Consider the following 22,279-nt stretch of genomic DNA (forward strand, 5'->3'; position numbering starts at 1 on the left):
AGTCGGCCGAATTCAAGGCGCTTTTCCCTAAATGGGCAGGCATTGAGCGAATACGTCCGCTTGTCTTTCGGATCGGGCGCACCCGGACGGACGGGCGGGGCCCGGTCGTCGGCGCGGCTGTGGCGGCGTCTCGGGTCCTGCCGCCGTACGCCCGAGGGCGGTCATTTCCATCCGTACGCGTAGGCGGCGACCCAGGTCACGTCGAGTTCCGCGCTGCTGCCGGGGGCCGCGCCGGGGCCTTCGAGGGCACTCTCGTTCTGCAGCACCCAGGAGAGGGGGCCGGAGGGAACTCCTCGGGTGTCCTCGCCGATTCGGCGGCCGTCGACGAAGAAGCGCACGCGCCCGGGCGTCCACTCCGTCGACACGGTGTGCCACTCGGTCCAGTCGGCGCCGCTGGGGAAGTAGCCCTGTTCTCCCCCGCCGCAGGGATGGTGGAAGGCGGTGATGCCGCCCGTCCACTCCCCCTCGGGATGGTCCATTTCGCAGCCGTCGCCGTAATGCAGCCAGGCGGACTTGTATCCGGGGGCCGGCTTCGTCACCTTGATGCGCGCGCTGTACTTGCCGTACGCCATCTGCATCACGGCACGCGGCACGAGCGCCGCAGCGTGTACGGGGCCGCCGTCCTCGGGACGCCACATGCGGATGTGCATCATCCCGTCGCCGTGTTCGCCGGGGCCCACGCTCACGGTGTCCTCCGGGTGGTAGGTGCCGACGACGCTCCTGTCCCGGTCGTTCGCCGTGTCCTGCCAACCGGTGGGGTAGGCCCACCAGTTGTCGCGGTACGTGCCCTTGAGTCCACCGCAGTACGCGGCGGAGGTGTCGGCGTGGTGGTCGCAGTCGCTGAAGGAACCGAGCGGCACCCGGTCGCCGTTGAAGTCCTCCGCGAGGACCTGCCAGAACGGGCCGCAGTCGCCGTGCGGCAGGGCGTTTCCGCTGCTGCGGCAGGCGTCCGTGGGACGGGGTGCGCCGTCGGCGCCGGGGACCCAGAAGAGGGCGCCGGCCAGGAGGACGAGACCGAGCGGCATCAGCAGGGCGCGCCTGCGCCGGCCGGGTGCCGCGTGTGAACCCATCGGACGTCCCCTTCGGTCCTCGTCGTGCGGGCGTCGTCGCGGCGCCTTCCGGGCTGTCGTCCACGGGGGCGACCGCGGGAGCGGACCCCTGCGCGTCCCACGCGCGGGAGCATCCTCGCGTCACGGCAGGGGCGGCACCACCCCGTGGACCGCCCGTGATGCGGATGTCCGCGCTCCGCCACAGGGGAGGGGTGAGGTGGCGCCTGCGGAGCAGACGGCCCGAGGACCCCGGCGGCTCTGACGCTCGCCGGGGTCCGGGGTCCGAGGTCGTACCGGTCAGGGTTGCAGGGGCATCGACCAGCAGTTGGAGGTGGCGCGCTTCCCGGAGAGGCGGTCGGTGAGCCAGGAGATGGCGTCACCCTGGTCGGTGAGGAGGGGGACGAGGTGGTTGGTGAGCAGTCCGTCGCCGAGGTTGGGCAGGATCACGGCGTCGTACGTGACATCGGCACCCTTGCGGCACCAGTCGACGGCGAGTTGGCGCGCCTGGGCGTGGGGCACGATGTCGTCCTGGATGCCGGTGGCCACGCGTACTGGGCTGGTCGGCTTGAGCTTGCCGATGCGCTGGTCGTCGAGGACCTTCTGTAGGGCCGGGGTGTCGGCGACGATGGCGCTGATGGACTTCCCGTCGGTCGTCCACGACGAGCTCTTCTTGAACGCGTATCCGAAGATCGAGTCGCCGACGCACATGGTGGACAGGTCGGAGAGCGCTGCCTTGCCCGCGGCGTTGATGTGGGCGTCGGCGAAGGCCTTCAGTTCGGGGTCGGACTGCAGGAAGCCGTTGAGGGACCAGCCCAGGGCTCCGGCGAGAGCGCTGCCGTCGATGCCCTTGATCACCTCGGTGAGGTTGGCGGGCGGTGCCCCCGAGTAGGTGCCGGCGAGGGTGATGTCCGGCGCGTAGGAGGGCTGGAGTTCGGCGGCGGAGGCGCTGGCGCCGCCGCCCTGGCTGTAGCCGAAGAGGCCGACGGGTGAGGCGGTGGTGACGGACGCGCCGGTGAGGTTGCGTGCGGCACGGACGGCGTCGAGCAGCGCGTGACCGCCGTCGAGGCGGTTGACGTAGGTGTGGAGCCGGTCGGTCGCGCCGAGTCCGACGTAGTCGGTGACGACCACCGCCGTGCCGGCGGCGAGGAGGCGGTAGATCGACAGGTCCTCGTAACCGACCGACACCGTCTCGCCGTTGAGGGTGATCGGGTGCTGGAGGCCCAGGGAGGCGGCGCACTGGTCACCCTGTCCCATGGTGCCGGGTGCGACGGCGACCACCGGTCGTGGGCCACCGCCCTTCCAGGCGGCCGAGGGTTCGATGTAGGCGCCGGTCACCGCGACGGGTTCACCGTTCGAGTCGGTGGACTTGTACATCAGCCGGGTCGCCGTGCCGGGCAAGGGGCCGTTGAGGCCGGGCAGGCTGAGGGCGAGCGGGAGGGGTTCGCTGCGCACGATCGCGCCGTTGGCCGCCGGCAGGGTGGTGGGCGGGTCGTAGAACGCGGGGATCGTCACCCCCCGGGACACGGTGCCGGCCGCTCCGGTGGCGGCCGCGGCGGGGAGCGCCTGGACGGCGAGGCAGGCGCAGACGGCGAGGGCCGTCGCGAGGAGCCGGCCGCCCCGGGGTGCGGCGGATCCGGTGCGGGACTCGGTCGACGGCTTTTCCGGGCCCGGCTGTCGGGCGGACGGGGCATGCGGTGCGTTCTCGGGGCCGTGGGGTCGGTGGGGTCGTTCCATGCGGCTCACTCCCTGCTTCCTCGAAGGGGGTCGGTGGTGCGGGCGTGCGAGGTCAACGGCTCGACGCACGGGCCCGCTTGGGGAGCCGACCGGACCGCCGCCGTGGGGGATACGGCGTGCGGCTCCGGTCGGGGTGGAGCAGGGCAGCCCCCGGTACGGGGACGGCTTGGGATGGTGAAAGGGAACCGCCTCACGCCCTGGCCCGGGCGTGAGACGCGGTCCGCCACAGGACGTGCGCCGCCGCGCACGCGTCGTCGGCCGGGCGACGCGTGCGGGAGCGCCCGTCCGCACACGGTGCGGCGCCGGGCGAGACATGCCATGAGGTGCTGTGCACGGCGGAGCCCCGGTGCTCGTGGCTGCGGCTGCGCCGTCCCGTGCTGTGCCTCTTGGTCGGGTGGTGCGCTGTTCGGATGCGTGTGACCAGGGACGACGGACGTCGAAGTCCCGTGCGAAGCCCGTTAGTTACTCCCGAGTCACATCAGGAGAGTAGGAGCGGATGTCACTCAGTGACAAGATGTCTGCGCACGCGTTTTCCCGGGCGGCCCGCACGGTCGCCGATCGCGCCGAACGTCGGACACCGGCAACTCGGCCCACACGTGCCCTCATTGATCTCATCCGCACCCCAACGAGCGCGACGCACAGGCCCCTTGAGTAAAGAGATTGCATGGTCTAGTCCAAAGACCTATCTGGTCTAGTCCAACTCATTGACGTGATCGCGACAGTGGCCGGAAGCTATGGCCACTCCCCCACCCCCTCTGGAGGCACCGTGAGACGTCTTCGCGCATGTCTGGGCGCGGCAGCAGCCGTCAGCCTGGCCGCAGTCGGCACGACCGCGCTGGTCGCAGGCAACGCCTCGGGCGCGACCACCGCGCTCAGCAACCGCTGGTACGCCGCCGCCCCCTACCTGATGCCGACGGACAACGAGCCGCCGGACGCGGGCGCCATCATGGACGCCACAGGCCTCAAGGCGTTCCAGCTCGCCTTCATCCTCGCCCCCAACGGCGGCGGCTGCTCGCCCACGTGGGGCGGCACGTCGGCGGTCTCCTCGGACACCGCCGTCCAGTCGGTCATCAACGGCATCCGCGCCAAGGGCGGTGACGTCTCCGTCTCCATCGGCGGGTACGGCGGCACCAAGCTCGGCCAGGCCTGCTCGGACGCGGCCTCCACCGCGGCGGCGTACCAGCAGGTCATCACCAAGTACGGCCTGCACGCCATCGACTTCGACCTGGAGGAGCCGGAGTACGAGAACACGGCGGCCATCAAGAACGAGATCGGCGCCGCCAAGATCCTCCAGCAGAACAACCCCGGTCTGTACGTCTCCGTCACCACGGCCGGCACGGCGGACGGCACCGGCTGGTTCGGCAAGCAGATGCTGCTGGAGGCGAAGTCGCAGGGCTTCACGCCGAACAACTTCTCCATCATGCCGTTCGACGGCGGGTTCAACGGCGCCGCGTCGCAGACCAGCGCGCTCGCCAACTTCAACACGATCCTCCAGTCCACCTTCGGCTGGGACCAGCCGACCGCGTACGCCCACGAGGGCTTCTCGGGCATGAACGGCCGCAGTGACACCGGCGAGTACTTCTCGCAGGCCGACTTCCAGACCGTGCTGGACTTCGCCACCAGTCACAACATGGACCGCTTCACCTTCTGGTCCCTCAACCGCGACCGCCAGTGCTCGCCCGCCGACAACGGCGGCCGTACGTCGGGTACCTGCTCCAGCGTGGCCCAGAACTCCTGGGACTTCGCCAAGTACTCGGTGAAGTTCGCGGGAGCGACCCCGCCCACCGGCACGCCCACCCCGACGCCCACTCCGACCCCGACGCCCACGCCTCCGAGCGGCGCGTGCAAGACGGGGTGGAGTTCGTCCGCGGTGTACACCGCCGGCAACGAGGCCTCGTACAACCATCACAACTGGAAAGCCAAGTGGTGGACCCAGAACGAGGCACCGGGTGCCGCCGACTGGGGTCCGTGGCAGGACGAGGGCGCCTGCTGACCCGTCACGTCCGGTCCGGCTCCGGACGGGGTGCCCATCGCCATCGGGCCCCGCGTCCGGAGCCGCCCGTCCCAGGCCTCCCCGCCTGAGCGCGCCGACGCGTACACAACGGAAGGGACGACGTCACCCGTGGTTCGGGGGACGCCGTCCCTTCCCTCGTGTCGGCTCCGCGCCGACCACCGGCCGGGCGACGACGGTGTGTGGCCGCCGTTTCCGCGCCCCGCCCACCACCGCCTACCCGGCCGGCAGCGCCTCCCGCATCGCCTTCGCCGTGACCGCCGGGTCGTACCCCTCGGGGACACCCGGGACGAGGATGATGTCCCCCTCGATGTGCCGCGAGCGCAGCGGAGCGATCTCCCGGTACGCCGGCGACTCCCACCAGGCGCGCGCCTCGGCCATGCCGGGGAAACCGATCACCACGACGTGACCGGGCCAGCCGCCCTCCACCACCTCGTGCTGCGCGCCGTGCACGAGGAAACCGCCGCCGTAGGGCTCGAAGGTGGCGCCGATCCGCTCGATGTAGGCGGCAATCTCAGGGTGCGGGTCGGCTTCGCGCAAGTGGGCTATGGCGTACGCGGTCATGGTTGCGTCCTTCCGGCCGTTCGGGCTCCGTCGGGAACGACGTTGCCAGCCGCGCGACGTGGAGTCGATTACCCGAGAGGTAAGGCCCAGGGGTAAGGGCGGCGGAACCGGCCGGGCAGGACCGCTCGGGGAGCGCCCGCGTTCGGTGGGCCCGGGGACACGGGCCCCTGCCGGACGCCGACGTGGTCCCCAGTTCAGGCCAGTCGTGCCGGGCAGCCGTGGAAGCCCCTCACCCACCAGGCGCCGTCCGACGCGGAGAGCACCCAGCTGTCCAGGGCGTGCGACTCCTCGCGCGGCTCGTCCTCCCCGGCGAGGACGACGGACCTCGTGCAGATCACGAGCGCGGTGTCCTCGCCGGGGAAGCGGACGCTCTGGACCTCGTTGAGTGCGCGGGAGCCCTTGAGCGGGCCCGCGAACGCGGCCGCCATGGCGGTGCGCAGTTCCTCCCGGTCGTGCCGGAACGTGCCGGGAAGCAGGACGGTCGCGTCGGGGGCGTACGGCTCCACGAACGCGTCCGCGTCGTTCGCCTCCCAGGCGGCATAGACACCGTCGATGACGGCACGGACGGCGTGCTCGGCCTCTCGGTCCGCCGTCGGAGCGGTGAGGGCCTCGGTGCTGGTCATGGTCTTCCCTTTCGCCGTGAACGTGTTCGGCTGTACAGACCGGGCAGGGCGGCGAAAGGAATCGGGGGCGCGGACTTCCTGGAGTTGGCCTCGGTCGGGCGAGCGTGCCCGGGATCGTGAGGGCGCCCAGGAGGACGCGGGGCTGAAGCAGGAGTCACGCGCCACTCCGGCGGCTGCCTGGCCGAAACCAGCGCAGAGAACGGTGCCCACTCCGCCTCGTTCCGCTCCCCTCGACCGTCCCCCACGAGGTGCAAGTCCTCCCGCTTCGGGGGCGGTCGACGTCACGACTCTTGACAGGAACCCTCACGCGTCACACTCTTTGGCAACGTTGTCATTCACCTTGACAACGTTGCCATGCCCCAAGCCGCCCCTTTCCTGTGCTCCTCAAGCGCCACCCGTGTGATTGGACAACCCGCTGATGGCTCAGCCGAATCCGCCGCACTCCCCCTCCCGACGATCGATCGTCCTCACCGGCTCGACGCTGCTGGCCGGATTCGGCCTGGGTGGCGCGTTGCCCGGTACCGCCGTGGCCGCCGGGCGCCAGGGCCCCGTCGTCGCGCAGGGGTCCGAGGACGAACTCGCCGTCTACCGGCCGGTGACCGTCTCGTCCACCGACTACGCCCCCACGCCCGGGGAGTTCGTCGTCGACCGGGTCGCCTCCCCCGGCGTGCGGGGCACCGGATGGCGGGCGGGGGGCGGCGACCCGCAGTGGATCTCGGTCGATCTCCAGGCGGACTGCCGCGTCACCTGGATCCGGCTGACCTTCGAAGCGGACGCGAGCGACCCGGTGTTCACGCCTCCGGCGACCGGGAACTGGGCCGACGGCACCACGGGCAAGGAGATCCTCTCCAGCTACGCGGTCGACTTCGTGGTCGAGACGTCCCGTGACCACACGTCGTGGACCAGCGTGTACCGCACGACGGCCGGAACCGGTGGCGTCGTCGACATCCAGTTGCCGAAGCCGACCACGGCGCGCTGGGTGCGGCTGACCTCTCGCAAGCGGTCCAGCCCCAACCCCCTGGGCGTCAACGGCTTCGAGGTGTTCGGCTCCGCTCAGGGGCGCCGCCCGTCGGCCACCGGGTGGACGGACTGGGGCACGCACGCCGGGCACGCCCCGGCGCTGAAGACGGCCGGTGACGGCACGGTGCCGCTGGAGTCCGGCTGGACGCTCACCATGGACGACTGGGCCAAGGGCGACGGCGCGGCGCTGTCGAGGACCGACGTGGACACCCGGACCTGGCTGCCGGCCACGGTGCCAGGGACCGTCCTCGCGTCCCTCGTGGACCAGGGCAAGCTGCCGGACCCGGTCTCCGGCCTGAACAACCTGCACATCCCCGAGGCCCTCTCCCGTCACTCCTGGTGGTACAAGCGGGACTTCGAGCTGCCGCGCGGCCTGCGGACGGGCGCCGGGCGCCGGATCTGGCTGGAGTTCGACGGCATCAACCACCGGGCCGACATCTGGCTCAACGGGAAGCAGGTGGGCGACCTGCTGTACCCGTTCGCCCGCTCGGCCCACGACGTGACGAAGCTCCTGGAGACCCGGGGCGAGAACGCGCTGGCGGTGAAGATCACGCCGATGCCCGTGCCCGGCAGCCCCGGTGACAAGGGACCCGCCGGTGAGGCCTGGGTCGATGCCGGCGCCAACCAGATGAACCTCAACTCCCCCACGTATCTGGCTTCTTCGGGCTGGGACTGGATGCCGGCCGTCCGCGACCGGGTCGCCGGCATCTGGAACCACGTGCGCCTGAGATCCACCGGGCAGGTCGTGATCGGTGACCCCCGGGTGGACACCGTCCTGCCGGATCTCCCCGACACCTCGACGGCCGAACTGACCATCGTCGTGCCGGTCCGCAACGCCGACAGCGCCGACCACAAGGCGACCGTCACCGCGGCGTTCGGCTCCGTACGCGTCTCCCGCACCGTCACGGTCCCGGCGGGCCGGAGCGTCGACGTCGTGTTCGCCCCCGACGCCTTCAGCGGGCTGCGGCTGCGCAACCCCGAGCTGTGGTGGCCCAACGGGCTCGGCAGCGCGCGTCTGCACGACCTGACGCTGGTCGCGGTGGTGGACGGCTCCGAGAGCGACCGGCGCGAAACCCGCTTCGGCATACGTCAGTTCGGCTACGAGTACGACGTGCCGCTCCCCTTCGTCGCCTCCGGTGACGCGTACACCCAGTCCGTGGACGTGGGCGCGCAGCAGGCCCGGCACGTCCGCGTCCGCTGCCTGACCCGGGCGACCGACTGGGGCAGTTCGCTGTGGACGCTGTCCGTCTTCGACAGTGCCCGCCCGGGCACCGACCTCGCGCTGCACGCCGACGCCGCCGCGTCCACGACCGACGAGGACGGCCACGCGGCCGGCAACGTCACGGACGGCGACCCGGCCACCCGGTGGTCCTCGGCCTACCAGGACGACCAGTGGATCCGGGTCGACCTGGGCGCCACGCAGTCCTTCGACCGCGTCGACCTGGTGTGGGAGCAGGCGTACGCGCGCACCTATGTGGTGCAGGTGTCCGCCGACGGCGACCAGTGGCGGGACGTGAAGTCCGTCGACAACACCGCCGTGCCACTGCCGTTCAACAGCGGTGACGCCAGCCTCCAGGTGGAGGAGTTCACCCCGCGCACGGCACGCTACGTGCGTATCAACTGCGGCGTACGCAACACGAGTTGGGGCATCTCTCTGTGGTCCCTCTCGGTGATCGACAGTGCCGAGCCGGGAACCGACCTCGCGCTGCGCAGGACGGCCACCGCCTCGACGCAGGAGTCCGATCACCCGGCCTCCGCCGCGACGGACGGCGACCCCGGCACGCGCTGGTCCTCGGAGTACGCGGACCACCAGTGGCTCCGGGTCGACCTCGGCAGCGCACGGCGCTTCGACCGGGTGGCCATCGTGTGGGAGGCGGCCTACCCGAAGACGTACACGATCCAGGTGTCGGACGACGGGGAGGCGTGGACCGACGTCACGTCGGTGACCAACACTCCCGAACCGCTGAAGATCAGCGTGAACGGCGTCCGGGTTCTGGTGCGCGGCGGCAACTGGGGCTGGGACGAGCTGCTGCGCAGGATGCCCGCCGAGCGGATGGACGCGGCGGTGCGGATGCACCGCGACATGAACTTCACCATGATCCGCAACTGGGTGGGGAGCAGCAACCGCGAGGAGTTCTTCGCCAGTTGTGACGAGCACGGGATCCTGGTGTGGAACGACTTCCCCAACGCCTGGGGTATGGATCCGCCGGACCACGACGCGTTCAACGCGACGGCGCGGGACACCGTACTGCGCTACCGCGTCCACCCGAGTGTGGTGGTCTGGTGCGGGGCCAACGAGGGCAATCCCCCGGCCGCCATCGACAAGGGCATGCGGGAGGCGGTCGAGCAGCAGGCTCCCGGCATCCTCTATCAGAACAACTCGGCCGGCGGCATCATCACGGGCGGTGGCCCCTACGGCTGGGTCGAGCCGGAGAAGTACTACGAGCCGTCGACGTACGGCAGCAGCAGTTTCGGCTTCCACACCGAGATCGGTATGCCGGTCGTCTCCACGTCGGCGAGTCTGCGCAACATGACGGGCGACGAGCCGGAGTGGCCGATCCGCGGTGCGTGGTACTACCACGACTGGAGCGAGCGCGGTAACCAGGCGCCGCAGAACTACAAGGCGGCCATCGAGACCCGGCTCGGTACGGCGACGGACCTCGACGACTTCGCGCGCAAGGCCCAGTTCGTCAACTACGAGAACACGCGGGCGATGTTCGAGGCGTGGAACGCGCATCTGTGGGACGACGCCAGTGGTCTCATGCTGTGGATGTCCCACCCCGCGTGGCACAGCACCGTGTGGCAGACCTACGACTACGACTTCGACGTCAACGGCACCTATTACGGGGCCCGTTCGGGCTGCGAACCCCTGCATGTGCAGGCGGATCCGCGGACCGGGCAGGTGATCGCGGTGAACCACACCAGCCGTGCGCTCAAGGGGGCGAAGGTCACCGCCCGTCTGTACGACCTGTCGGGCAGACAGCTCGGGGCCACCCGTACGGCGGGCGTGGAGGTGGCCGCCGCGACCACGACCCGGGCCCTGACCGTCGGATGGACCGACGACCTGCCGGATCTGCATCTGCTGCGGCTGACCCTGGAGGACTCGGCGGGCCGCCCGCTGTCCGTCAATACGTACTGGCGTCAGCGGACCCCGGCCGCGCTGAAGGCGCTCAACTCGGCGCGGAAGGTCAAGCTGTCGGCTGCGGTCTCCCGTCTGTCGCAGGCGGGGGCGCGCCACGAGCTGACCGCCACGGTGCGCAACCGGGGCACGGCCGTCGCGGCGATGGTCCGGCTCTCGCTGCTGGACCGGACCGGCCGGGAGCGCGTCCTGCCGACGCTGTACAGCGACAACTACCTGTGGCTCCTGCCGGGAGAGTCCCGTCAGGTGACGCTGTCCTGGCCGGCGTCAGCTCTGGCGTCCGGCCGTCCGTCCCTGCAGGTGGAGGCGTACAACAGCGATCCGGTCCTGGCCCGGTCCTGACCCCTGCGTCCGCTTTGCCCGCCCCACGGCTGCCTCGGCGTGCGTCGTCGCCGCTCAGGGGGTTGTCGTCACGGCGGTTGCCTGGTCTTCTGTACGCCCGGTGATCGGCAACGCGTCGCCTTCCCCTCGGCTGTTCCGGTCGGGGGGAAGGCGGCGTCGGCAGGAAGGGCGCGACGTGGACTCGGTGGCGGGGCAGGATGTGCGGAGGCCGCTGCCCGACGGGCTCGGCACGGCGATACGCGGGACCGCCCGGGACATCGCCGCCCTGCTGGGTCCCGGGACCGACATGGGGCGACGGATACCCGGGGCGGAGTGGAACGTCGGCGAGGCGGCCGCGCATCTGGCGCTGGCCAACGCGTTGATGGCCGAGCTCGCGGCAGGGCAGGAGCGCCCCTACGGGGACGGCACGCCGCAGAGCCTCGCCGAGGCCAACGAGCGTTCCCTCGCGGACTTCGGGGAGCGGGAGCCGGTGCCGCTGGCCGCCATGATCGTCGAGCAGGCGGACGCCTGCCTGCGGGCGCTGGAGGAAGGGACCGCCGAGGGGCCCCTGGTCACCCCGCTCGGTCCGATGAGCTCCCAGGAGTTGGGCGCGTACCTGCTCACGCACATGCTCGGGCACGGCTACGACCTCGCCCGCGCCCTGGGCCGGCCGCACATGCTCGACCGCGCCCGGGTGGGCCTGACCATGCCGTTCATGCTCCGGGTGATGCCGCGGGTCGCCGACTCGTCCCGCATCACCGGCATGAACGCCCGCTACGGCGTACGGCTCTGGGGCGGCGGCGGGTTCGGCGTGGCCGTGTCCGACGGCGTGCTGTCCGTCGAGGAACGGCCGTCGGCCCGGCCGGACTGCACGATCCACATCGAGCCGGTCACGTTCCTCCTGATGGCGCTGGGCCGCCAGGGACAGGCCGGCCCCCTCGCGCGTGGCCGCATCCTCGTGAGGGGCCGCAGGCCGTGGCTCGCTCCCCGGTTCCCCGGCCTGTTCACCGCGCCCTGACGACACCAGCCGTCGCTCGCGGCCGTCAGCCGAGCTTGCGGTCCAGGTTGAAGGCGGCGCTGATCAGGGCGAGATGGGTGAAGGCCTGGGGGAAGTTCCCGCTCTGCTCCCCGGTGTGGCCGATCTCCTCCGCGTACAGGCCGAGGTGGTTGGCGTACGTGAGCATCTTCTCGAAGGCGAGCCGGGCCTCGTCGATACGGCCCGCGCGGGTGAGCGCCTCGACGTACCAGAAGGAGCAGATCGAGAAGGTGCCCTCCTCGCCCTGAAGGCCGTCGGGGCTCGCCTGCGGGTCGTAGCGGTAGACGAGCGAGTCGGAGACCAGGTCCTCGCCCAGCGCGTCGAGGGTGGCCAGCCACTTCGGGTCGGTCGGGGAGACGAACTTGGCGAGCGGCATCATCAGAAGGGACGCGTCGAGGATGTCGCTGTCCTCGTACTGGGTGAAGGCCCGGCGCACATCGGACCAGCCCCGGCTCATGATGCGCCGGTAGATGTCGTCGCGGGCGGTGCCCCAGCGGACGGTGTCGGCGGGCAGACCGCGGTGCTGGGCCAGCCGCATGGCCCGTTCGATGGCCACCCAGCACATCAGCCGGGAGTACAGGAACGCCTTGCGGCCGCCGCGGGTCTCCCACACACCCTCGTCCGGCTGGTCCCAGTTGTCGCACACCCAGTCGACGAGCGCGCTGATGCCGTCCCAGTGCGCGCTGGAGAGCGGCTGGCCCCACTTGTCGTACAGGTAGAGCGAGTCGACCAGGGCCCCGTAGATGTCGAGCTGGAGCTGGCCGACGGCGGCGTTGCCGACGCGCACCGGGGCGGATCCCCGGTAGCCCTCCAGGTGCGGCAGTTCACGCTCGGGCAGGTCACGGCGCCCGTCGATGCCGTACATGATCTGGAGCGGACCGCCCGGCGCCGTCGTGTCGGGATCGTCGAGGCGTACGTGTTCGGAGAGGAAGGTCATGAACGCCTCGGCCTCCTCGGTGAAGCCGAGGCGCAGCATGGCGTACACGCAGAAGGCGGCGTCGCGGATCCACACGTAGCGGTAGTCCCAGTTGCGCTCGCCGCCGATCTGCTCGGGCAGGCTGGTGGTGGGCGCGGCGATGATGGCGCCGGTCGGCGCGTACGTGAGCAGTTTCAGGGTGAGCGCCGACCGGTGCACCATCTCGCGCCAGCGCCCCTTGTACCGCGACCGGGAGAGCCAGCGCCGCCAGTAGGCCACGGTCGCGTTGAACTCCCGCTCGGCCTCGGCCACGGCGCAGAAGCGCGGCGGCACGTCGTCGTCGATCCGGTCGATCGCGAAGACCGCCGACTCCCCCTCGCCCAGCTTGAACAGCGACCACACGTCCTGCCCGTCGGCCTCCAGGGGCACGGTCGACGTCAGCGCGAGCTTGAGCGCGGGCGAGTCGAAGATCGCCTGGCCGTCGTCCAGGTGCAAGGTGTGCGGCACCGTGCCGTACTCGAAGCGGGGGGCGATCCGGGCGCGGAAGGGCAGTGTGCCGCGGACGCACACCACGCGGCGGATCAGACGGTGCCGGTCGGCCTCGCGCGAGCCGTCCACGACCGGCATGAAGTCCTGGATCTCGCCCACTCCGCCGTCCGCGAAGAACCGGGTGATCAGGACGTTGGTGTCGGGAAAGTAGAACTGTTTCGCACGCGCGGGGACGTCGGCGGCGAGCTCGAAGCTTCCGCCACGGTCGGCGTCCAGGATCGACGCGAAGACACTGGGCGCGTCGAAGCGGCCGCAGCAGTACCAGTCGATGGTGCCGTCCGTGCCGACCAGGGCGGCGCTGCGCAGGTCGCCGATGAGTCCGTGCTCCGCGATGGGGAGATACCGGGGCGCGTCACCGCGGCGCCCGCCGGGCCCATTCCGCGGCCCCTCTCCCGCCCGGGCTCCAGGAGTCTCGTCCGCCATGCCGGCCTCCATAGAGGGTTGTGAACTGTGTGGGATCGCTGGGTCTTCGCCCAGGCCGCGCCGTCAGTCCTTGAGGACGACCTTGGCGCCCACGATGATCAGGCCGAGTGCCAGGTTGACGAAGCCTTCGGCGAAGACCTGCCCCCGGGAGGCCCCGGCGCGGACGGCTCCCAGGCACGCCCACACGACCTGCTGGGCGACCGCCACGCCGAGGGCGAGCCACAGCCCGGTGTTCACGCTCATCCCGAACCAGCTGATGGCGACGGCCGCGGCGGGAAGGGCCGCGGCCTCGACGATGGCCCACTCGTGCAGGCCGCTGCGGCGGATCTCCCGCCAGGACCAGGGCTGGCCGACGATCCTCTCCCCGGCCAGATGGGCGTAGACGTGCGTGGCCCAGAAGACCAGACCGGTGACGGTCAGCAGGAGAATGATCTCCAGACGCGGATGCGCGCCGCCGGATCCGACCGTGGCCACGACGGAGGCGGCCAGGATCGAGCCGTAGATGGCGCCCGCGTAGTCGGTTCGTCGGCTTGTCGACGTCTTCGGCGACCCTGACGGCTCGGTACGGCCCTCACCGAGGGGCGGGACACTGGAGCGGCTCACCCTCTCAAGATATGGCCGGGTCTCCGGCGCTGCCCGACGAGCGCGAGGGCGCAGGGGCCCCGCCGGGGCCGGGCGGACGGGGATCGCCCCGCGGCCGGCCTCGGGGCCGGGCCACCTGGCCGGACTCAGGGGCTCACCGGCGGCCGGCTCGTGCCCGCGGGATCGTCGCTCCCGGCGAGGGAGGCGGCGCGGGCGCAGCGGCGGGCCAGCCGGGCGAAGGCGTCGGCCAGCTCCGGCGGTCCGACGACCTGGATCTCGGTGTCGAACCTGGCGACGGCCGCGGCCAGACCGGCCCACGACCACGAGCCGAGGACCAGGCGGCAGCGGTCGGGGCCCAGCTCCTCGACGACGCCGTCACTCGCGTACCCGGAGACGACGGCGGCGGGCAGGTCGAGGATCACCTCGCCCCGGCAGGGCCAGTCCGCGAAGGGGACCGACCCGCCGGAACCGTCCGAGCCCTCGGCTTCGGTGGAGATGCGAGACCCGGGCGAACCGCCCACGCCGGCACCAGCCCGAGCCTCCGCTCCCCGGAACCTGCCGGCGACGAACGCGACGACGTCTCCTCCCGGCACCTCGCGCGGGGTGAAGCGGGGGCCCCTGGGCGTTCGAGGGTCGATCCGGTCGACCCGGAAGGTGCGCCAGTCGGCCCGGTCGAGGTCCCAGGCGACGAGATACCAGCGTCCGCACCAGGTCACCAGGTGGTGCGGTTCCGCGCGGCGCGGAGGATCCGGGGCGAGACCGCCCGCCGGGTGCGGCACAGAGGTGTCCGGGACCGGCCGGGGTGTCCAGGCCGGGGTGTAGTCGAAGCGGAGGACCTCGCGGGCGCGGACAGCCGCGCTGAGGGCCAGGAGGACGGCCGGGTCGGCCTGCGGCCTCACTGTCGTCCCCGCCCGGTCCACGGCGGTGACCTCAAGGGCGTCGACGCGATGGCGGAGCCGCGCGGGCATCACCTGCCGGACGGTGCTGAGGGCCCGTACCGCCCCTTCTTCGATGCCCGCACCCGTGACGGCCGCGGTCCGCAGCGCCACGGCGAGGGCCACGGCCTGCTCGTCGTCGAACAGGACCGGCGGAAGCTCGGTACCGGCGCCGAGGCGGTAGCCACCGTCGGGGCCCTTCGCGGTGCGGATCGGATAGCCGAGCTCGCGCAGCCGGTCGATGTCCCGCCGCACCGTGCGCGGGCTGACGTCCAGGCGCTCGGCCAGCAGCTGCCCCGGCCAGTCCCGGCGGGCCTGGAGGAGCGAGAGCAGGGACAGCAGTCGCGCGGATGTCGTCGGCATGTCGCCGATCGTCCCCCAGGTAGCGGACACATCCTGTCCGCTACTCCTGAGACGGTGGTCTCGTTCGCAACCACCGGACCGACCCGAAGGACCTGATCACATGGCAACGCCTCCCTCGTCCCCTTCCTCCGCCTCGTCCGCCGCCGCGCTCGACGGCGAGCGGGCCGACCTCCTCGCGGAGCTGGCGGCCGCCCGGTCCGCTCTGACCGGCACGGTGCTCGGCCTCAGCGACGAGCAGGCCGGAGCGAACCCGACGGTCAGCACTCTGTGTCTGGGCGGTCTGATCAAACACGTCGCCTCCATCGAGGAGGGCTGGCTGCGCTTCGCCGTGGAGGGCCCGTCGGCGCTGCGCTACGACCTGCCCGCCGGAGTCACCTGGGCGGACATGGCGGCCGGCACGGCGAGCGAGTTCCCGCAGTGGGCGATCGACCATCAGAACAACTTCCGCATGCTGCCCGGCGAGACCCTGGCGGACATCGTCAAGCGCTACGAGGAGGTGGCGGCCCGCACCGAAGAGGTCGTCGCCACCGTTCCCGACCTCTCGGCGACCCACCCGCTTCCCGAGGCACCCTGGCACGAGCCCGGCGCCGTGCAGAGTGTGCGCAGGGTCCTGATGCACGTCATCGCCGAGACGGCACAGCACGCCGGGCACGCGGACATCCTCCGCGAGAGCCTCGACGGCCGGAAGGCGACCTGACCGACCGCCGATCGTCGGCCGCCAACTCCTGACCACCGACTGCTGACTGCTGACTGCTGACTGCTGACTGCTGACTGCTGACTGCCGGCATGCCTGACCGGAACGGAAAGGGAACAGCGTGACCACGACCTGGAAGCCCGTCGAGGGTGCCACGGCATCGCACGGTGCAGCGGCGGGAACCCGCAGCCGGATGGTGCGGCGATGACGACCGTTCTCGACGACCGGTCACTCAACCGCGCGACCCTGGCCCGCCAGTTGCTGCTCGACCGCGCCGACCTGTCGGCGCACGAGGCGATCGCGCACCTGTGCGGACTCCAGGCGCAGGAACCCCAGGAGCCGTACACCGGGCTGTGGTCACGACTGCGGGCGTTCCAACCGGATTCCCTGTCCGCCCTGTTGACCGGGCGGAACGTGGTGCGGGCGCATCTCATGCGGCGCACGGTGCACCTGCTGACGGCGGAGGACGTCCTCGCCTGGCGGTCCCGGCACGACGCCATGCTGCGTCAACGGGTGCTCGGGGTCTACCGGCGCGAACTCGACGGGGTCGACCTCGACGAACTCGCCTCGGCCGCGGCGGAGTTGATGGCGGACGGTGAGCCCCGGCCGACGTCCGAGGTGGTGCGCGTGCTGGCGGCCCGCTGGCCGGAGCCCGGGCGGCGGGCCCTGGGTGAGATGGTGATCGCCGCACTCGTCCCGGTGGCACAGGCTCCACCGCGGGGGCTGTGGCGCACGAAGGCGGGCGTGCGGAACGTCGCGCTGGCCTCGTGGCTGGGCAGGGAGGTGGACCCTCCGCCGCAGGATGGCACGGACCCCGTCGGCGAGGCGCTGGTGCGGCGCTACCTGGCCGCGTTCGGCCCGGCCTCCTCGGCGGATCTCCGTGCGTGGTGCGGGCTCGCCGGACTCCCGGCCGCGGTGTCCGCCGTACGGGGGGAGTTGGTCTCCTTCCGCGACGAGCGGGGCCGTGAACTCCTGGACCTGCCCGACGCCCCCCGTCCGGACCCGGACACCCCCGCCCCGGTGCGGTTCCTGCCGGCGTTCGACAACGCGATCCTCGGCTACCAGGATCGCGGCCGGATCATCGACGACGCCCACCGCGGTCTGTCGGTGGCCGGCGAGCGCGTGGTCCTGATCGACGGCCGCGTCGCAGGGACCTGGGGCGTCGCCGAACACACGGTGACGGTCACGCCGCTGCACACCCTGCCCAACGCAACCCGGGACGCCGTGCGGGAGGAGGCACGGGAGCTGGCGGTGTTCCTGTCGGACGGGGACGGCGATCGGGTGCACATCGCCCGGGGCTGAGCCCGCCTCACCGACGGAAGGGATCCGTGGGCTGTGTCCATCGACGACCGCTTCGACGCCGTGTCCCTCAGCGCCGGGTGCGAAAGCTCCACCCCTACTCGGTGCCGTCCGCCGGCAGACGCTCCAGCAGCCCGAGCCGAGTGAACCGGTCGTCGTGGAACGTGACGATCTCGGTGATCGTCCCGCCGGTGACACGCAGGACGTCGATCGTCAGCGGCAGGTACGCGCCTTCCCGCTCTCGCCACAGGTAGAAGGCGACGGCGGGCTGACGATTCACGGACGTGGGGACGGCGCGCAGGCCCTTCATGCTCTCGAAGCCGCTCTCGACCCAGTCGTCGACCACCGCGTCGCGGCCGACGTGCAGCCCTGGCGTCGGCGGCATCGAGCAGCGCACGTCGTCCCGTAGCAGTGCGGCGAGTCGGTCGATGTCCGTCGCCACGCTGGCATCGGCATAGCGGCGCACCAGCTCACGCGTCCCGGCGTCCTGTTCGCCGCCGGTCCAGTCCTGTCGCTCGGCGGGCAGGTGTTCGCGCATACCGGCGCGTGCCCGCTGCAGCGCGCTGTTGACGGAGTTGACGGAGTCTCCGAGGAGGTCCGCGACGTCCTTCGCGGGCCATCCGACCACGTCCCGCAGGATCAGCACGGCCCGCGGGCGCGGCGCGAGGTGCTGGACCGCGACCAGGTAGGCGAGCTCGATCGTCTCCCGCGCGACAGCGAGGGTCTCCGGCTCGTCCGCGTCGCCCGCGGGCAACTCGTCGAGGAGCAGGTCCGGGTAGGGCTGCAGCCACCGGACCTCGCCGCCGGAGGCGGGCTCCGGGCGACATCTGGCGAGCAGGTCCAGGCAGGCGTTGGTGGCGATCCGGTACAGCCAGGCCCGGAACGTCGAGCGCCCCTCGAAGGTCTCCCTCCGACGCCAGGCACGCAGGAACGTCTCCTGCACGGTGTCCTCGGCGTCCTCGAACGACCCGAGCATCCGGTAGCAGTGCACGTGCAGCTCCCGCCGGTGCCGCTCCGCCAGCCCCGAGAACGCCGACTCGTCGACCTCGCCCAGCCCGCTCACACCCAGCTCCTCCAGCCGTGTGTCCGCACTCATCACGTCACCTCTCGCCTCGTCGTGTCCCGTCGTAGGTGTGACGGGTACGAGCGCGAAAACTCATCACCAGGGCCGTTCGACACGGCTGCGGCAACGCGCCTCGTCCTCGGCAGGTCGGCTTCCGCCCGTGCACGCGGCCGACCGGGATCAGGGTGCCGTCGAGGCGGATCCCCCGAGCCCCCGTGGGCTCACACCCCCGGTGAAGGTCTTGCTGTACACCGTCGAACTACGCTGCACGGTCATGCCGATCCGCTCGTAGAGCGACAGCGCGCCCGTCTCCGAGTGCGTCCACAGTGCGCAGGTCTGTTTCCCTCGGCGATGGAAAGCGCGGAACGCCTCCCGCAGAAGCAGGCGCGCGATCCCCCGGTGGCGGTGGTCATGTCGTACGGCGACCCGCTCGACGTGACCCTCACTGGTGCCCGGAACGTCCAACGAGAGAACAGCGCCGACCATCTGGTCGCCGTTGAGGGCCACAGGTGAGGCATCAGGTTCGAACGTCGTTCGCTCCACCGTGTGCCGGGCCCATTCGGCATAGGTCTTCCGCCGCTGCTGCCACTCGTCGAACGCGTCCTCGGTGAGCTGGTGGGCCGCTCGCTCGTCGCCGGCGCGGAATGGTCGGACCGTGACCCCCGTCGGCGGCTCGGACACCTCCGGTGCGACCGGCAACGCGATCTCCAGCAGCCATTCGGTGACGAGCGGCGCGTATCCGCGGGATCGGAGCAGCGCGATCGCGGCGTGGTCGCTGTCGGCGACGGTCTGGGCCAGGCGATCGCCGCCCGACTGCCGTGCCCGCGCCTCGCTCCAGGCGAGCAGGGCACTACCCAGACCCAGCGCACGGTGATCGGGGTGTACATGGACCGTGGCCCGTCGACCCTTCACCCGACTCCAGCCGGTCAGTTCTCCGTCGGAGTCGCACACGAGCAAGGTGTCGGACGCCAGGTCCAGTCCGGGCACGCTGAGATCGGCGGCGATGCGATCAAGGTCTGTCGCGGCGGCACCCTGCAGGTCTCTCTCGCAGGCGGTGACGAGACGGTGGACCGCGCCGACATCGGCGACCGTGGCCGACCGCTTTCGCCATCCGGTCGGCAATGGCTTCGGGAAGGGATGGGGCATGGTGTGAACCCTGCGCCATCCGTACGTTCATGTCGACCTGATGCGACGAAGGCCGGCACTGTACGGCGAGCGGACCGACGCGGCCGGTCGAGCCAACGCATGCACCCGTCGGACGGATCGAGAGAACACGCTCGACTCCTCGACCCCTCGCGCCGGCATCACCTGAAGCTCGCAGCCATGAAGCGTCACGCGTCCACGTAGGTTTCCGAAGCTCGAACGCCGGTTACCGGAAAGTCATCTGCGGGGCGGTACGGTTCCGTCCTGCCAGCGGTAGAGGTCGCGCAGCAGGGACATCTCGGCGCCGTGATGGATCAACTCCCTGTTGACGTGCAGGACGATGCCTTCCATGGGAAACCGCTCGGGTCCCGCCGGGGGCGGATTCTCCAGGGCGGCGTCCGAGAGCTCGCGGACCCCCGCGTTCCATCTCCCATACATCTCATCGAGCTGTCTCAGCGCCTCGTCAGCAGTCCCCGCATAGGCGAACGTCTGGGAGTCGACGTCCTGGCCGCCGAAGTGCCATGCGACCCGATAGCCCAGGCAGGAGACGATGATGTGCGCCAGCCGCCAGGCAATGGTGGTCACCGGCGCCGGCACCGGGTCAGGGGACGCGAAGTCCATCATCCATTCCCCCGAACCGGCCGACATCGGCGCGGCCGACGTGCCCGGTGGGCGGATGCTCCAGCAGCCACCCACCGGCTCCCAGAAGTACTCCTCATCAGCAAGCCCGTTCAGCCGCGGCCGCAGGTTCTTGTGCCAATGCCGGTCCAACTGGTCCGCGATGCGCTCGCTTCTTGTCATTTGCGCACACTACAGACAGACCTGGCCGCGCCCTTCGCGAGCGCCGTCGCCTGCTCTGGTCGCGAGACCGTTCCGCACCGGGAGATGACGCTGGACTGATGTGCCCTTCGGGCCGCGCCGCAGCGAGCCGCTCACCTGTAGACGAGCAGCCGGTCACACGTGTTCGTACCGCTCGGAAGGGAACTGTCGCTGTTGAGGACGTAGAAGGATCCCGCGAATCCGGTGGCCGACATCTTCGGCACCACGATCATCATCTGCCCTGCCATGCTGAGCCCGTTCGGCCTGACCACGTACTGGTCGAGCAGGGCGAAGAGGTTCTGGGTGAGGTTGGGCAGCAGGAGGATGCGGTACGTGCGATCCCCCGCCCCGTCGGCACTCGTGATGAGCTCCTGGTTCGCGGCCCACTGCGCGGGGTGGGTGGCCACGCGGCTCATCGATTGCAGTTCCTGAAGGCGCCGCTGCACGCTGGCGCGGACCCCGGCCATGTGGATGTGCAGTTGGTTGAAGCGCCGGGCGCTCGTCGAATTGATCCCCAGTCCGATGTTGGGGAACTGAACGGGGACACTGCCTCCACTCCTCGCGTTCTCCCAGGCGTCGTTCCAGTAGTTCGCCACTCCGGAGGTGACGAGGAACGGACACTCGATACCCGTGATCCGGCAACTCGGGAGCAGGAGGTAGTTGTGCTGGGTCTCGGGCTTGCCGTGCAGCACGACGTAGTTCGACGTCGTCTTCAGACAGTTGGGCTTGGGTTGGGGCGCCGGTGGGACGATCCCCTGAGTGCAGTACTGGACGTCGTGCCACAGCGCGTCATTGTCCGTGGGCTTGCCACAGAGTCCCTGCAACTGGGTCGGAGGGCAGGGGCTCTGGCCCGCCCCGGGAGGCGACGTGGGAGGAGTGGGACACGTGCAGGAGTCCTCCCCGTAGCCCGGGCCCGGGTCATCCGTCCTGGCAGTACTCCCCTTCACCCCCGCGCCGGTCAGGAGCGTCGCCGCACCGATCGCACCGGAGAGCGCGATGAACTGACGCCGGGGAACCTCGTTCGTCTTCTTGTGCTCTGTCATGCGTGATCTCCGATGGTGACGACCGCAGCGGGATGGGTCGACCCTGAACGCGAGCGGGTGATTTACCCCACTTTCGCCCCTCGCCGATCCGCTCACAGAGTAGGCAGCGGCGGGCCGGATACCCGGCAACCGAACGGGTGAGCGTCATGGATTCCGCCATGGGGAGGCAACCCCGGCCCCACCCCGAGGACGAGGGACGAAGCGGCGGCGCCCGGACCGGCCGGCAGCCGAGCAACAGTCCTCGGCATACGCCCGCACCGATCATCTCCCTGCCGCCCTGGGCGCGTTGGCGCTAGCCTCTGGGCCATGCCGAGCTTCGAGATCACGTCGATAGGTACCGTCCGAAACGATCGGACGGACGTCCAGCACACGGACAACTGGGGTGCGGTCCGCAGCACCATCACCCTTGACGAACGCTTCGGCGAGGCGTGCCTGCAGGGTCTGGAGGACTTCTCCCACGTGGAGGTCCTCTTCGTCTTCGACCAGCTCGCCGAACTCGACGACTACCGCGAGCCCCGCCCCTACCGCGGCCGCTCCGACCTCCCGCCCGTCGGCGTCTTCGCCGGCCGTGGCCCCCGCCGACCGAACCGCATCGGGGTGACGTGCTGCGCCGTCGAGTCCGTCCAGGGCCGCGAACTCACCGTGGTGGGCCTCGACGCCGTGTCGGGGACCCCGGTCATCGACCTGAAGCCGACGATGACGGAGTTCCGCCCACCGGAGGTCCACCAGCCGGAGTGGGTCAGCAGCCTGATGTCGGAGTACTTCAAGCCGTAGGCGGGGACCGAGGGGCGAAGCTCAGCGATCCGCCCACGGCCCGGCGGTGCGCACCGGCTCGGCCCGCTCCTCGGACCCTCGCGCCGCCCACTGACCCGAACCTCCCCCTGCCCAACACCTGTACGCCGCCCACCTCCTGGGATAACGTCACCTCGCCCGTCACGATTGAATCGTTTCAG

Annotated in this window: 17 protein-coding genes; 6 read left to right on the forward strand and 11 right to left on the reverse strand. The window is 71.0% G+C overall.

What is annotated here, in order from left to right; translation table 11 throughout:
• Positions 1–161 precede the first annotated feature (161 nt).
• On the reverse strand, positions 162–1,070 hold the full coding sequence (locus OG406_RS03860; RefSeq protein ID WP_326841514.1) for a glycoside hydrolase family 16 protein: 909 nt from the start codon (positions 1,068–1,070) through the stop codon (positions 162–164).
• 276 nt (positions 1,071–1,346) lie between these two features.
• Positions 1,347–2,783, reverse strand: a complete 1,437-nt coding sequence (locus OG406_RS03865; RefSeq protein ID WP_329183951.1) for a lipase family protein — start codon at positions 2,781–2,783, stop codon at positions 1,347–1,349.
• 766 nt (positions 2,784–3,549) lie between these two features.
• On the opposite strand from OG406_RS03865, the gene OG406_RS03870 reads away from it, so the two are divergent.
• A complete protein-coding gene (locus OG406_RS03870) occupies positions 3,550–4,776 on the forward strand; it encodes a chitinase (protein ID WP_329183953.1) in 1,227 nt (408 codons plus the stop codon).
• A 234-nt stretch (positions 4,777–5,010) separates the two neighbouring features.
• On the opposite strand, the gene OG406_RS03875 is transcribed toward OG406_RS03870, so the two are convergent.
• Positions 5,011–5,358, reverse strand: a complete 348-nt coding sequence (locus OG406_RS03875; RefSeq protein WP_329183954.1) for a DUF1330 domain-containing protein — start codon at positions 5,356–5,358, stop codon at positions 5,011–5,013.
• A 194-nt stretch (positions 5,359–5,552) separates the two neighbouring features.
• Complete coding sequence (locus tag OG406_RS03880; protein ID WP_326841517.1) at positions 5,553–5,981, reverse strand: SgcJ/EcaC family oxidoreductase; 429 nt, start codon at positions 5,979–5,981, stop codon at positions 5,553–5,555.
• A gap of 418 nt (positions 5,982–6,399) precedes the next feature.
• Between OG406_RS03880 and OG406_RS03885 the strand changes: the two genes are divergently transcribed.
• Positions 6,400–10,482, forward strand: coding sequence for a discoidin domain-containing protein (locus OG406_RS03885; RefSeq protein WP_329183955.1), 4,083 nt, complete (start codon positions 6,400–6,402; stop codon positions 10,480–10,482).
• Between the two features lie 175 nt (positions 10,483–10,657).
• Positions 10,658–11,479 (forward strand): maleylpyruvate isomerase family mycothiol-dependent enzyme, encoded by an 822-nt coding sequence (locus tag OG406_RS03890; RefSeq protein WP_266850367.1) that lies wholly within the window; start codon positions 10,658–10,660, stop codon positions 11,477–11,479.
• 25 nt (positions 11,480–11,504) lie between these two features.
• On the opposite strand, the gene OG406_RS03895 is transcribed toward OG406_RS03890, so the two are convergent.
• The 3 genes from OG406_RS03895 to OG406_RS03905 all read right to left on the reverse strand — a co-directional run bounded on the left by OG406_RS03895 (position 11,505) and on the right by OG406_RS03905 (position 15,265).
• On the reverse strand, positions 11,505–13,385 hold the full coding sequence (locus OG406_RS03895; RefSeq protein WP_329183957.1) for a glycoside hydrolase family 15 protein: 1,881 nt from the start codon (positions 13,383–13,385) through the stop codon (positions 11,505–11,507).
• 63 nt (positions 13,386–13,448) lie between these two features.
• Positions 13,449–13,988, reverse strand: a complete 540-nt coding sequence (locus OG406_RS03900) for a hypothetical protein (RefSeq protein ID WP_329183958.1) — start codon at positions 13,986–13,988, stop codon at positions 13,449–13,451.
• 125 nt (positions 13,989–14,113) lie between these two features.
• Entirely contained in the window at positions 14,114–15,265 is a 1,152-nt protein-coding gene (locus OG406_RS03905; RefSeq protein WP_329183960.1) for a helix-turn-helix transcriptional regulator, read from the reverse strand.
• A 100-nt stretch (positions 15,266–15,365) separates the two neighbouring features.
• Between OG406_RS03905 and OG406_RS03910 the strand changes: the two genes are divergently transcribed.
• Both OG406_RS03910 and OG406_RS03915 read left to right on the forward strand, forming a co-directional pair.
• Positions 15,366–15,962, forward strand: a complete 597-nt coding sequence (locus tag OG406_RS03910; RefSeq protein WP_329183962.1) for a DinB family protein — start codon at positions 15,366–15,368, stop codon at positions 15,960–15,962.
• Between the two features lie 201 nt (positions 15,963–16,163).
• Positions 16,164–17,261 (forward strand): winged helix DNA-binding domain-containing protein, encoded by a 1,098-nt coding sequence (locus OG406_RS03915; RefSeq protein ID WP_329183964.1) that lies wholly within the window; start codon positions 16,164–16,166, stop codon positions 17,259–17,261.
• A gap of 94 nt (positions 17,262–17,355) precedes the next feature.
• On the opposite strand, the gene OG406_RS03920 is transcribed toward OG406_RS03915, so the two are convergent.
• The 4 genes from OG406_RS03920 to OG406_RS03935 form a co-directional block, all read right to left on the reverse strand.
• Positions 17,356–18,354 carry an RNA polymerase subunit sigma-70 gene (locus OG406_RS03920; RefSeq protein ID WP_329183966.1) on the reverse strand — a complete coding sequence of 333 codons (999 nt, stop codon included), beginning with the start codon at positions 18,352–18,354 and terminating at the stop codon, positions 17,356–17,358.
• Between the two features lie 147 nt (positions 18,355–18,501).
• Positions 18,502–19,467 (reverse strand): GNAT family N-acetyltransferase, encoded by a 966-nt coding sequence (locus OG406_RS03925; protein ID WP_329183968.1) that lies wholly within the window; start codon positions 19,465–19,467, stop codon positions 18,502–18,504.
• Positions 19,468–19,701: 234 nt separating this feature from the next.
• Positions 19,702–20,265 carry a DinB family protein gene (locus tag OG406_RS03930; protein ID WP_267049537.1) on the reverse strand — a complete coding sequence of 188 codons (564 nt, stop codon included), beginning with the start codon at positions 20,263–20,265 and terminating at the stop codon, positions 19,702–19,704.
• A 131-nt stretch (positions 20,266–20,396) separates the two neighbouring features.
• Positions 20,397–21,326, reverse strand: coding sequence for a CDP-diacylglycerol diphosphatase (locus OG406_RS03935; RefSeq protein ID WP_164375303.1), 930 nt, complete (start codon positions 21,324–21,326; stop codon positions 20,397–20,399).
• Positions 21,327–21,632: 306 nt separating this feature from the next.
• Here OG406_RS03935 and OG406_RS03940 point away from each other — a divergent pair, with 306 nt between their 5' ends.
• Positions 21,633–22,100 carry an SAM-dependent methyltransferase gene (locus OG406_RS03940; RefSeq protein WP_267049536.1) on the forward strand — a complete coding sequence of 156 codons (468 nt, stop codon included), beginning with the start codon at positions 21,633–21,635 and terminating at the stop codon, positions 22,098–22,100.
• Positions 22,101–22,279: the final 179 nt, after the last annotated feature.

It is taken from the genome of Streptomyces sp. NBC_01428, from assembly GCF_036231965.1.
GTDB lineage: Bacteria > Actinomycetota > Actinomycetes > Streptomycetales > Streptomycetaceae > Streptomyces.

Excerpts from the sequence above, each read along its gene's own strand:
- OG406_RS03860 (WP_326841514.1), bottom strand. The coding sequence starts at position 1,070 with ATGGGTTCACACGCGGCACCCGGCCGGCGCAGGCGCGCCCTGCTGATG.
- OG406_RS03865 (WP_329183951.1), bottom strand. The coding sequence starts at position 2,783 with ATGGAACGACCCCACCGACCCCACGGCCCCGAGAACGCACCGCATGCC.
- OG406_RS03875 (WP_329183954.1), bottom strand. The coding sequence starts at position 5,358 with ATGACCGCGTACGCCATAGCCCACTTGCGCGAAGCCGACCCGCACCCT.
- OG406_RS03880 (WP_326841517.1), bottom strand. The coding sequence starts at position 5,981 with ATGACCAGCACCGAGGCCCTCACCGCTCCGACGGCGGACCGAGAGGCC.
- OG406_RS03885 (WP_329183955.1), top strand. The coding sequence starts at position 6,400 with ATGGCTCAGCCGAATCCGCCGCACTCCCCCTCCCGACGATCGATCGTC.
- OG406_RS03895 (WP_329183957.1), bottom strand. The coding sequence starts at position 13,385 with ATGGCGGACGAGACTCCTGGAGCCCGGGCGGGAGAGGGGCCGCGGAAT.
- OG406_RS03905 (WP_329183960.1), bottom strand. The coding sequence starts at position 15,265 with ATGCCGACGACATCCGCGCGACTGCTGTCCCTGCTCTCGCTCCTCCAG.
- OG406_RS03910 (WP_329183962.1), top strand. The coding sequence starts at position 15,366 with ATGGCAACGCCTCCCTCGTCCCCTTCCTCCGCCTCGTCCGCCGCCGCG.
- OG406_RS03915 (WP_329183964.1), top strand. The coding sequence starts at position 16,164 with ATGACGACCGTTCTCGACGACCGGTCACTCAACCGCGCGACCCTGGCC.
- OG406_RS03920 (WP_329183966.1), bottom strand. The coding sequence starts at position 18,354 with ATGAGTGCGGACACACGGCTGGAGGAGCTGGGTGTGAGCGGGCTGGGC.
- OG406_RS03925 (WP_329183968.1), bottom strand. The coding sequence starts at position 19,467 with ATGCCCCATCCCTTCCCGAAGCCATTGCCGACCGGATGGCGAAAGCGG.
- OG406_RS03930 (WP_267049537.1), bottom strand. The coding sequence starts at position 20,265 with ATGACAAGAAGCGAGCGCATCGCGGACCAGTTGGACCGGCATTGGCAC.
- OG406_RS03935 (WP_164375303.1), bottom strand. The coding sequence starts at position 21,326 with ATGACAGAGCACAAGAAGACGAACGAGGTTCCCCGGCGTCAGTTCATC.
- OG406_RS03940 (WP_267049536.1), top strand. The coding sequence starts at position 21,633 with ATGCCGAGCTTCGAGATCACGTCGATAGGTACCGTCCGAAACGATCGG.